The sequence below is a fragment of the Natrinema limicola JCM 13563 genome, from assembly GCF_000337475.1.
GTDB classification, from domain to species: Archaea; Halobacteriota; Halobacteria; order Halobacteriales; family Natrialbaceae; genus Natrinema; species Natrinema limicola.
The window spans coordinates 1-11,430 of record NZ_AOIT01000007.1 but is presented as its reverse complement, the minus strand read 5'-3'; the positions used below and the strand labels follow the sequence as shown (position 1 = coordinate 11,430).

Below are 11,430 nucleotides of genomic sequence, written 5' to 3'. Positions count from 1 at the left end.
TCATCCCGCTCGCTTGCCGAGCAGGGAGTGCTAGCGCACGGCTGAGGAAATTACAAAAGCCTCGGGCCACCGTGCCCGAGGCTGTTTACGCGATATTCAGCGTTCTGACGTTACTGTTTGCTGAAAGATGGCTGATTCGCAATGATCGCTGAAGGACTACTTCCGGGCTCAGAACCAGTGTAGGTATACGATAATCGCTACCAGGTCAGCCCCTCATAGACGATTCCATTACGTCGTTCGATACACCGTCGACCATCGATAACGACCGGTGTTGCCATCTCGTCGAATTCAGTATCGAGCTCGCGGAGCTCATCCCAGTCGGTGACAATGAGAGTTCCATCCGCATCACGAAGGGCATCCGCGGCCGTCGGTGCGTAGTCGATATCGGGGAACCGGTCGGCCATTTCGTCGGCGGCAACTGGATCGTAGGCAGTGACATCTGCACCGTGGCTGCGAAGTGCTTCGATGACCGGAATCGCACGCGAGTTTCGAATGTCGTCGGTGTTTGGTTTGAACGACAGACCGAGAACCGCGATTCGAGCGCCCTGGAGTTCGACGTGATTGGTGAGCAACTCGAGCATTCGTCTCGGTTGGCGGTCGTTGATCTCGATAGCGGCCTCGAGGAGTGCGGGATCGTAGTCTTCCTCGCGTGCGGCTGTGATGATTGCGTTCACGTCCTTTGGGAAGCACGAGCCGCCCCAGCCGACACCGCTGCGGAGGAACTGTTCTGAAATCCGATCATCGAGGCCGATGGCCTCCATCACTTCGTAGGCGTCGAGCCCGAACTCTTTACAGATGTTTCCGAGGTCGTTGACCAGGCTGATCTTCGACGCGAGGAACGCGTTATTCGCGTACTTGATCATCGCGGCCGTCTGGGGGTCAGTTTCGACGACTGGCGTCTCGGCGTTGAGTACCGGCTCGAATACCTCGTGAAGGCGGTTCGATGCCCACTCGGAGTTCGTGCCAAAGACGAGCTTGTCTGGGTTCTGGAAGTCGGTGACTGCGCTTCCCTCTCGAAGGAACTCGGGGTTCATGCCGACTTCGACGGCGTCGTTGTTATCGGCGCCATTGCGGATCGCCGGCTCGAGTTTTTCCGGAATACCCGGTGGTGTCACCGTACTCTTGATTACGACGAGATGGCGCTCTGATTTCTCGCGGAGTGCCTCGCCGGTTGCCTCGGCGGCTGCTTCTAACGCGCCGAGATCGATGCTGCCGTCGTCGTTCGACGGCGTGCCGATCGCCAGAAAAGTCACATCCGATTCGGGGACAGCGTCGTAGGAGGTCGTCGCCGTGAGGCGGTCACCGGCGTGGGTCTCGAGAAGGTCGTCCAGTCCGGGTTCAGTGATCGGTGCCTCTCCGTCATTGAGTGTTGCGACGATATCTTCGTCAATATCGATCGCGGTCACTTCGTGGCCGAACTCCGCGAAACAGGCAGCGATCGTCGTTCCGACGTAGCCGCTCCCGATGACTGTAATATGCATTACCTGAACCAGCCGCTTCCGCGTAAATCGTTCTTGTGGTCGCGGCTCCGTACGATCTCGAGTGGATCTTTGTAGTGTGGACTCCGACTATGCGATAACCAGAAAAGCCATACGGGTAGAATTATCATTTGAGACGTAATGAAAGCAGTCGTTCTCGCTGCGGGGGAAGGAACGCGGCTCCGGCCGCTCACGGAAGACAAACCTAAGGGGATGGTCGAAGTCGATGGAAAACCGATTCTCACGCACTGTTTTGACAATCTCGTCGATCTCGGTGCGGACGAGTTCGTCGTGGTCGTCGGCTACCTCAAAGAGAAGATTATCGACCACTACGGCGACGAGTACCGCGGCGTGCCGATCACGTACGCCCACCAGCGCGAACAGAAGGGACTCGCACACGCACTGTTGACCGTCGAAGAGTATGTCGACGACGACTTCATGCTAATCCTCGGGGACAACATCTTCAACGCGAATCTCGAGGATGTCGTCCGGCGCCAGCAAGAGGATCGTGCGGATGCAGCGTTCCTCGTCGAGGAGGTGCCGTGGGAGGAAGCGTCGCGATATGGGGTCTGTGACACTAACAAGTACGGCGAGATCACGGATGTCGTCGAGAAACCCGAGGATCCACCATCTAACCTCGTGATGACTGGCTTCTATACGTTTACGCCGGCGATCTTCCACGCCTGTCACCTAGTGCAGCCGTCGAACCGCGGCGAGTATGAGATCAGCGAGGCAATTGATCTGTTGATCCAGTCGGGGCGGACGATCGATGCGATTGGACTCGAAGGGTGGCGAATCGACGTCGGGTATCCGGAGGATCGGGACGAGGCTGAAGAGCGGCTACAAGAGGAAACTACTGCAACCGTTGAGGCCGCTTCCGATTAGCTACTCGGGAGGGGCTATCCAGTCTGACCTGTTATTTGCTAAGTACCCGTAGAGCGCGTTAGGACGACCGGACGAGCGGATCATACCACTCCTGATTCTCGCGGTACCACTCAATGAACTTCGAGACACCGTCTCGAATGTCGACAGTAGGTTCGTAGCCGAGTACATCGTTTGCCTTCGAGATGTCGGCATGGGTGTGTTCGGCATCGCCCTCGCGGGCCTCATCATACTCGAGTTCGAGGGATGGATCGATTTCATCCCGAACGACTTCCGCGAGGGTTCGGATGTCGATGTTGTCCGTCGAGCCTACGTTGAGGATTTCGCCGTCGGCGCTGTCGTCCTCGAGCAACTGTTCATTGACCCTGACGATGTCGTCGATGAAGGTGAAGTCGCGGGTCTGGGTGCCGTCGCCATAGATCACCGGCGGCTCCCCGTGAAGACAGCGCGAGACGAAGTTCGTCATCGCCATATTCGGCCGCATCCGCGGGCCGTAGACGGTGAAGTAGCGCAACGCGACGGTCGAAAGGCCGTAGATTTCGTTGTACACGCGCGCGTACTGTTCACTCGCGAGTTTCGAGACCCCGTAGGGTGAGACCGGATTCGTTGGGTGGTCCTCGTCGTAGGGGAGATACTCCGGCTTACCGTACACTGACGAGGAGGAAGCGAGGACGACGCGCTCGAGATCGTGGGTTCGTGCGGCCTCGAGGAGATTCATTGTCCCGTCAACGTTGTACTCGTTGACCTTTTGCGGTTGTTCGACGCTCGTTCGGACGCCCGCCTGGGCAGCCTGATGGTAGATAATATCCGCGTTCGCGACGAGGTCGTCAACGAGCGAGTCGTCGGTGATCGAACCCTCGACGAGTTCGTAAGTCGATCTGGATTCGTCTGCAGCCGTTCTTGCAGCGTCGACATTGTGTTCCTTGATGCCGAGATCGTAGTACGGTTCAAAATTGTCGAGGACCGTGACGTCATGTCCGCGTCTCGCGACCGCTTCGGCGATGTGGCCGCCGATGAAACCCGCGCCACCCGTAACGAGTACGTCCATCGAATGAAAAGTCCCGTGGCTATTACAAAAGCGATGTGTATTCATGACGATCAGATAGGATCTCGGCCCTGTTGTCGAGTTCAGTAACCACGTTTGGCGGCGCTTCTGCTCCACCGACAGCCGCCGTGGCCACAACCTATATGTACTCTATATTGAACAAACAGATATTTCAAAGATTATATATTAGGGTAGCACCCTTCCCTAAGCAGATGCTTACCGGATGGCGGTATCGGGTTTCAAGTGCGGTCGGCACGGCGTTGCTCGTCGCCGTCGCGGTCTTCGTAGCTAACCTCCCGATCTCCCAATCCGTATTCACGAGTGTCGTTCCACTATTCGACCGCCTCGAGCCAACCGTTCTCGATGGGACATCGCTGGGATGGGCGCTGACGTTGAGCGTCCTCGGGATCGCAGGGGCAGTCTGGCCGCTGTACAAGCCCCGACCACGTCGAATTCTTGACACAGTCTTTTGCGCCCAGAAGCGCGTCCTCGTCGGCGGGCTCGCACTGGCGACGCTGGGCTACTTTCAGTGGTCCCACCGCCTGCCGCGAGCAACGCTCGTCATTATTGTTGTGGTGCTTCTAGTCGCGCTTCCCGGCTGGTTCCTCCTGATCCGGGCCCGGCCGAACGGCTCCGGCGGCCGAACGCTGATCGTCGGTGACGATCCCGCACAGATCGACGATATCGCACCTGCGATCGACACACCCGTGATTGGCTACCTCTGTCCGACGATCACCGCGGCTCGAGATGCACTTCGGAGTACGCCGGAGACGGACACTGAGGCAGTCACTGACGGCGGGATCGAACTTCGCCACAATGGTGCCGCCGACCTTGAGGGTAAGACAGATTCTCCAAGGATGATCGGCTCACTGTCCCGGCTTGGTGGTCTCTCGCGGCTTGAGGACGTGCTCGTCGAATACGATATCGACACAGTGGTGCTTGCGTTCCGGCAGGCCGACCGTGCAGAGTTCTTCGGCGCGCTCGATGCGTGTCATGAACACGGTGTGGACGCGAAGGTCCATCGGAAGTACGCCGACAGCGTGCTGGTCTCGGAGGGTGATGTCGGAGAGCTGGTGGACGTGGATCTCGAGCCCTGGGACCCGCTGGATCACCTGTTCAAGCGGCTCTTCGACGTAGTGTTCGCGGGTATGGGACTCCTCGCACTTGCACCGCTGATTTTCATGATCGCGATAGCCATCAAGCTCGAGGATGGCGGATCGATCCTGTACCGGCAAGAACGGACTGCTGTGTTCGGTGAATCGTTCCCGGTGTACAAGTTCCGGAGCATGATCGAGAACGCAGAGTCGGAAACCGGGGTAACGATCAGCGAGGAGGATGCTGGCGGTGTCGATCCGCGTGTGACACGCGTTGGTCGCATGTTACGGAAGACCCACCTCGATGAGATCCCACAATTGTGGTCGATCCTCACCGGGGATATGAGCGTGGTCGGCCCACGTCCAGAACGACCCGAACTCGATTCCGAGATCCAAAGCGATGGTGTCGACTGGGAGAAACGGTGGTTCGTGAAGCCTGGACTGACCGGGTTGGCACAGATCAACGATGTCACTGGTCACGAGCCAGCGAAGAAGCTTCGTTACGACCTTGAATATGTTCGCCGCCAGTCGTTCTGGTTCGACGTAAAGATCGTCATCCGGCAAATCTGGAAAGTCTTATCGGACCTTAAAGAATTCGCTTCCGACGAATGAGTTCTCAGGATGATTTTCCAGCGATCTCCGGTGAACGGATCCTTATCACCGGCGGTGCCGGATTTATCGGAAGTACCATCGCGAGTGCACTTGTCGGCGAGAACGAGGTCCGAGTGATCGATGATCTCTCGAGTGGCTCTCTGAGTCGAATGTGTCGGCCAACGCGACACTGATCGAGGGCGATATCAGGGACGACGATATCCTCAAGCGGGCAACAAATGGTGTCGACGTTATCTTCCACCAGGCGGCGTTGATCAGCGTCAAGGAATCGGTACGCTGGCCTGAGGAGACCCACAACGTCAACGTCACTGCGACCGTGAACATTGCTCGAGCGTGCGCGCGCGGAAGACGCCACGGTTCGTGTTCGCCTCGAGTGCGGCCGTCTACGGCCAGCCGGAGGCGGTTCCGATCCCCGAGGACGCCTCGACCGACCCGACGTCGCCGTACGGCCTCTCGAAGCTGGCCGCCGAGCGGTACGTGCGGCTGTACGCGGAGCTGTATGATCTGCCGGCCGTCGCGCTCTGGTATTTCAACGTCTACGGACCAGGGAAGCTGTCCGGCGACTACAGCGCGGTGATCAGCGTGTTCGTCGAGCAGGCTTCGAGCGGTGAGCCGATCACGGTCGAAGGGGACGGCTCGCAGACGCGGGACTTCGTCCACGTCCGGAACGTCGTCCGGGCGAACCTGCTGGCGGCGCGGTCGGACGTCACCGGGGTGTTCAACGTCCGGGACCAGCGAGAGCGTGTCGGTGCTCGAGCTGGCCGAGACCGTGCGCGACGTGGCCGACTCAGACTCGGAGTTCGTTCACGTCTAGGAGCGTCCCGGGGACATCGAGCGGAGTCAGGCCGATATTTCGAGGCTCGAGACGGTGGTCGAATTCACCGGGTCGGGAGCGGGTGAACGGGACGGGATCGACTCGAGTACGGCCTGACACATGCGGGTTTTATGCGTCGCACAGACGGTCTACCCTGAGGTCAAGGGTGGTGGGGATATCACGTCCACGCGATGATCCGTCACCAGGCGGCGATGACCTCCGACAGATCGGGCGCGTGGCCCCCGCGGCCGACGCGCCCGTGTTGAGGTACTGAGTGGTCAGCGCAACAGTTGCCCCCTCTAAAAGAGGGACAGACTACGTCCGAAGAGTGTGGATTCTGAGTGAGGCCTGATGCGGTTCAGAACTTATGCAGACCACTCGCATCGGCGTGGTCTTCGAGCGCTTCAGATGGAAGGAAGTTAGTGAGACGGCGTTCGACTTCACATGAGGAGGCTTCGGATTGCACACCTGCCGCCTCCTCATTCCTTTCGAAAAGAACTCTCGATAAGCCACCGCTGTCATGCGGTTTTGCGCCTAACTAAAGGCGGATGGGGCGATTGATATAATTTCTCTCTTTAATTTCGACTCCCTCTGGATCGTATTACGATGAACGCGATGTAGGGCTGGAACTACTTAACACGAGTACTCCGCCACCTGACTGTTATCTCGTCGCTCAGGATGGAACCCTCTTTGACACGTTCTGAACCACAATAATTATCTTAACCCGCTCAGTTGGAACGTTTAAAATGGATCGAAAGGACAAGATCAAGATGTTTCTGACCGATCCTCGGCGGTTGTTGTCTTTGTACCACTTCTTCGGTGAGAAAGTAAACTCTCAGATTGGCGAGTGGCGTGGTCCTCCGGAAGGAACACATGTAATGGACAAAGACTGGGACTCGCTACTGATTCTTGATGGCTGTCGATATGACCTTTTCGAGAGGGTTAACACGATAGATGGGTTACTTGAATCACGCACTTCTCTGGGTAGTTACAGTGGCGGATTTCTCCAGCAAAACTTCCGTGATCAGGCGTTCCATGATACTATTTATGTCACAGCTAATCCATATAGCCACGAAATCGAACCAGATACCTTCCACGCGACCATTAACGTTTTAGAAGAGAGATGGGATGCAGAGCTTGGAACGGTCCCTCCTGAAGAGATGGCAGATGCTGTCCGAGAAGCACATGAAACCTACCCTAACAAACGACTCATTGGTCATTTCATGCAACCTCATGTACCGTTTATTGGGCCAACCGGGCAAGACCTTCCACAGGGAGGGATTGGTCCTGATCGTGTAGACAGCGATGATAGCGATGATTCGCCACCAGATATCTGGCGACAACTCCAATTCAGACTGACTGATGTTGATCACAAAACTGTACTAAAGGCGTACGAGGAAAATCTCGAAATCGTTCTTGAGGAAATTCGACCACTACTGAACGATCTCGATGGCAAAACCGTCATCTCATCTGACCACGGAAACTTGCTTGGAGAATGGATTGGCCCCTTTCCGGCGAAAGGGTTTGGTCATCCCCCGCGAACGTATGCTGAGAACCTAATTACTGTTCCTTGGCTAGAGATTCCTGCTCAGAATCGCCGGGAGATTCGGTCAGATGCTCCAGTCACCAACGACCAAATTGATGATGAGGTCGTTGAACAGCGTCTCAAAGACTTAGGTTACGCTTAGTTCTGCGTTACAGCGCTCCGCAGCGGGCACTTGACTGGTCACCGGTGCGGCAAATGAGGCGGGAGATTGAGTCGACTGGTATCAGATCGTGTTTCAGGTAGTGCGTGTGACATCATATTGCCTTCGCTGACCGACTGTCGACAGCACCGGACGGCGGCGACCGCGCGGTAGCGTCTGACCCGGAACTGGTAGCGTCTGGCGGTCGTGTGGGTAGCGTCTGCTCCGTCTCGGGTTCGTTGTTGCTGACACCATACTGTGTGAGTTCAGCCATCATTTATGTTATCTCCCCGTTCCGTCTGACTTCTGTCGATCAGTTGTTGTTCTCCGTTTTCTGATTGATCTCCGCGTCTGGGCACTGATGGGATGAAAGCCTGCTAAGTCCCCACGCATGGATGAAAGACCGGGGTGGCAAAGGCTGACAACTAGAGAGCGCGGTCCAAAAGTATTTTTCCGGAGTGATAACAGAATAACGACGGTATTTTATAACCTCAGTGTCGATCACACGATACCTAAACGAACGGCCCTATCGAAATTTCATTCATCCATGTCCGATACAGACGATCTCGACATCGATCTCACTTGGCGGGAAAAAGGACGTGCACTGTGGCGCGTTGCGAAGTTCCAACCGAAATTTGCTGTTCTTGTGATTGCCCTGAGCATCATCGCGGCTGCCTTCGAAGGATTTGGTCTGAGTTTCCTCACGCCGATCGTCGAGGTCGCTCAGTCCGGTGCTACGGTAGAAGAGGGAAGAGGTCTTCTTGGTACCTTTCTCTCGATTTACGACGCATTAGGAGTACCGTTCACGATGAGCTACCTCATAGTGGGCGTCACAGCCATAATGACGATACGATTTACTACGTCGTTCTTAGTCGGCTGGTTTCGTGCTGCCATCGAAACCCGCTACGTGAGATTCCTCCAAGAAGAGGCCTTCAACCGAGCGCTCGAAGCCGAAATAGCGTATTTTGACGAAGAGGGGTCCGACGATATTTTGAACGCGATCGTAACTCAGGCGGAGTATGCGGGCCGAGTCATCAGATTTGCATTGCATTCAGTCGAACAAGGGTTGTTAGCAGCGATGTATCTCCTTCTCGCGTTCGTCTTAGCCCCAGTTCTGACGATCGTTACCGGTGTCTTCCTCGGCGTCATCATCTTTATCTTCAGAAACGTTCTCGATGCTGGCTATTCTCTCGGTGACGAGGTTGCGGACGCGAAAGAAGGGATTCAAACGAACGCTCAAGCCGGAACCCAGGGGATCAGAGAAGTCAAACTCTTTGGACTAATCGAAGAGCTCAGATCCGGGTTTACGAAGGCAACCGATAAATTCGAGCGCAATCGGATCAAGCTGCTCCGAAACGAATCTGCGATCACGAATTTTTACCAACTTACGACTGCTGTAACGGTCTTCGTTCTCATTTATCTGGCCCTGACCTTCTCTGCGATGTCCGTCGGTGAACTAGGCGTCTTCCTCTTTGCCATGTTCCGTCTGGGCCCGAAGGTGAGTACGCTGAACAAACACATCTACCGGGTCGAGGGTGAGCTGCCCCACCTCGTCCGGACCCAGCAGTTCATCGAGGAACTCGAACGGAACCGTGAGCCGATGGTCCAATCGCAACCGGTTCCGGATTCGGTCGACCTGATCGAGTTCGACGACGTCTGGTTCAGCTACGACTCGAGTGATGAAACAGTTCTCCGGGGAATCTCCTTCAATTTCAGCAGTGACGAATTCGTCGCATTTGTCGGATCTTCGGGTGCTGGGAAGTCGACAATAGCCTCTTTACTCGCGAGAATGTACGAGCCAGATGATGGTGAAATTCGAGTCGATGGTGAAAACATAGCGAATTTTCCCATCCAAAAATGGCGGTCTCGAATAACGGTTGTCAGACAAGACCCCCACATATTCAATGACACTCTCTGGCGAAATGTGACCGCTGGAAAGCGTGATGCATCAGCAGAGGAAGTTGAGAAAGTTTGTGAGATTGCACAGCTGACTGAATTTTTGAGCGACTTGCCAGATGGATACGACACCGTACTCGGAGATCAGGGTGTAAAATTATCTGGCGGACAACGTCAGCGTGTAGCAATTGCTCGGGCATTATTAAAAGATGCAGAATTGCTCATCCTAGATGAAGCGACAAGTGATTTAGATACTTCGCTTGAGAATGATGTACATGAAGGGATCGAATCAATGGAAAACGAGTATTCCATACTTGTAATCGCACACCGACTATCGACAGTGACGAACGCCGATCGAATTTACACCATGTCTAATGGGAAAATCATTGAATCCGGAACGCACGATGAATTACTATCCAATCACGGTAAGTATCACAACCTCTATTCTTCCCAAATTCAGTAAGTACTTATGTACACTTTTCTATCTTCGACTGGTCAGAATATGAATACTGAAGGACTCGTTAATTGGATGGTTCCTATTACAATTATTCTGTCTTTCTTTTCACAATCTACTGTAGTTCCTCAGATGATTGGTTATCTTATGGTAGTAACCTCAATAACGGTCATCTGCTTTTTATTATTTAGAAGCGGACTGGCTCGACTTCACATCCCACGCACTGTTCTTTTCCCCCTACTCATTCTGGTATTTATGACGTCCTTGGCAGTGATCGTTGACCAAACTCTAGGTGATGTCCAACGGCTTTTTATATTCTTTACTGTCTCTGTAGCAATCATATTTTGGATTCCTCAAATAGCTTCTTTTGATATAGTATTCTACCGGTTTGCGATTCTCACAACAATAATGGTGGTATTGACGTCACCAACATTATTTATTAACGAATTTGGGGTCGGTATATTCACAATTTCATCTTGGCATACTACCTCAACAATTCCGGTGATTGGATTTGAATATAATACCTTCTCTGGAATTTTCATCAATCCGAATACTCTTTCTCTAGTATGCTGTCTCTCCTCTCTGTGTCTGCTAAAAGAAGTATATCAACAACACATGTTGTCTATTATTGCATTTGGAATAAATGGCATTGCAGTCTATTTGAGCGGCGGAAGATCCGGAATTGCCGCTTTATTGATCGGTACTACTTTGTTTATTTCTTATCTTCTTTTTCAGGATGAAGGCCTACTATATTCATCGGTCCTGGGCTGGGTTCTAGGAATGGTTGGTTTCTTATCTATTTTCGGGATTGGCCCCGTCTCTATCTCCCTTGATCTCTCTCAGAGACAAGAATTATGGATTGCGGCGGTGCATGCCGTTATAGATCAACCGATCATTGGATATGGGCCAGCCGATCTTGGAAATGTTTTAGGTAATTATGGAGAATTTGTATCAAAAGGACCTCATAATTCTTATCTGAAAATGGTATTATCTGGTGGTGTATTATCTGGATTATCATATGTTTTCCTCTACGGTTTTGCTATCTGGCGAAGTCTGTGGGGTGCTAAGGACCTCTCGGGGACAGTCCTATACGTCCTTCTGATCGCAACCGCGACAATATCTATGTTTGAAGGAACATCTGCCTTTGGTATATCAACTCTCTCAATTCTATTTGGTCTCATACTTGGCTACGGCATTTTCGGACCTAAGGAGAAGGTCCCGAGTTAGATAAGGGGGAGAACCATCCGTCTTTAGTTAGGAGACGAATCGCGTGACAGCGGCGGCTTATCGAGGGATGTTTGCGGAAGGAACGAGGAGGCGGCAAGTGTGCACCAAGACGCCTCCTCATCTCGGATTATGCATCGGCTCACTACATTGGGCTCTATTGAATCGCCATAGGGCGTTGGAATCAGCGGGTCACGTACTGTTTTATGTTGTAGACGAGACACATCAGCACGATCTCACGGAACT

At 53.8% G+C, this 11,430-nt stretch carries 8 protein-coding genes and 1 pseudogene; 7 read left to right on the top strand and 2 right to left on the bottom strand.

Annotation, left to right across the window (positions count from 1 at the left end; all coding sequences use genetic code 11):
- Nucleotides 1-197: 197 nt before the first annotated feature.
- Nucleotides 198-1,481 carry a UDP-glucose 6-dehydrogenase AglM gene (gene aglM, locus C476_RS00075; protein WP_008008589.1) on the bottom strand — a complete coding sequence of 428 codons (1,284 nt, stop codon included), beginning with the start codon at nt 1,479-1,481 and terminating at the stop codon, nt 198-200.
- Nucleotides 1,482-1,619: 138 nt separating this feature from the next.
- On the opposite strand from aglM, the gene aglF reads away from it, so the two are divergent.
- Nucleotides 1,620-2,363, top strand: a complete 744-nt coding sequence (aglF, locus tag C476_RS00070) for a UTP--glucose-1-phosphate uridylyltransferase AglF (protein ID WP_008008587.1) — start codon at nt 1,620-1,622, stop codon at nt 2,361-2,363.
- A gap of 58 nt (nt 2,364-2,421) precedes the next feature.
- Here the strand turns inward: aglF and C476_RS00065 are convergent, their stop codons facing one another.
- Nucleotides 2,422-3,408 (bottom strand): SDR family NAD(P)-dependent oxidoreductase, encoded by a 987-nt coding sequence (locus C476_RS00065; protein WP_008008585.1) that lies wholly within the window; start codon nt 3,406-3,408, stop codon nt 2,422-2,424.
- Between the two features lie 209 nt (nt 3,409-3,617).
- Here C476_RS00065 and C476_RS00060 point away from each other — a divergent pair, with 209 nt between their 5' ends.
- The 6 genes and pseudogenes from C476_RS00060 to C476_RS18200 all read left to right on the top strand — a co-directional run bounded on the left by C476_RS00060 (nt 3,618) and on the right by C476_RS18200 (nt 11,187).
- Nucleotides 3,618-5,111 (top strand): sugar transferase, encoded by a 1,494-nt coding sequence (locus C476_RS00060; RefSeq protein ID WP_008008582.1) that lies wholly within the window; start codon nt 3,618-3,620, stop codon nt 5,109-5,111.
- Nucleotides 5,108-5,284 (top strand): NAD-dependent epimerase/dehydratase family protein, encoded by a 177-nt coding sequence (locus C476_RS19615; RefSeq protein ID WP_152418149.1) that lies wholly within the window; start codon nt 5,108-5,110, stop codon nt 5,282-5,284. The genes C476_RS00060 and C476_RS19615 overlap by 4 nt, the downstream gene beginning before the upstream one ends.
- Nucleotides 5,263-6,011, top strand: a pseudogene (locus tag C476_RS00055) (NAD-dependent epimerase/dehydratase family protein). Before C476_RS19615 ends, C476_RS00055 begins: the two are co-directional and overlap by 22 nt.
- A 660-nt stretch (nt 6,012-6,671) precedes the next feature.
- A complete protein-coding gene (locus C476_RS17635; protein ID WP_241430450.1) occupies nt 6,672-7,613 on the top strand; it encodes a hypothetical protein in 942 nt (313 codons plus the stop codon).
- Between the two features lie 544 nt (nt 7,614-8,157).
- The gene (locus C476_RS00045; RefSeq protein ID WP_008008580.1) at nt 8,158-9,969 is read left to right on the top strand and encodes an ABC transporter ATP-binding protein; all 1,812 of its coding nucleotides are present in this window, start codon (nt 8,158-8,160) and stop codon (nt 9,967-9,969) included.
- A 39-nt stretch (nt 9,970-10,008) separates the two neighbouring features.
- Nucleotides 10,009-11,187: an O-antigen ligase family protein gene (locus C476_RS18200; RefSeq protein ID WP_008008576.1), complete on the top strand. Its 1,179-nt coding sequence runs from the start codon at nt 10,009-10,011 to the stop codon at nt 11,185-11,187.
- The last annotated feature ends 243 nt before the right edge of the window (nt 11,188-11,430 follow it).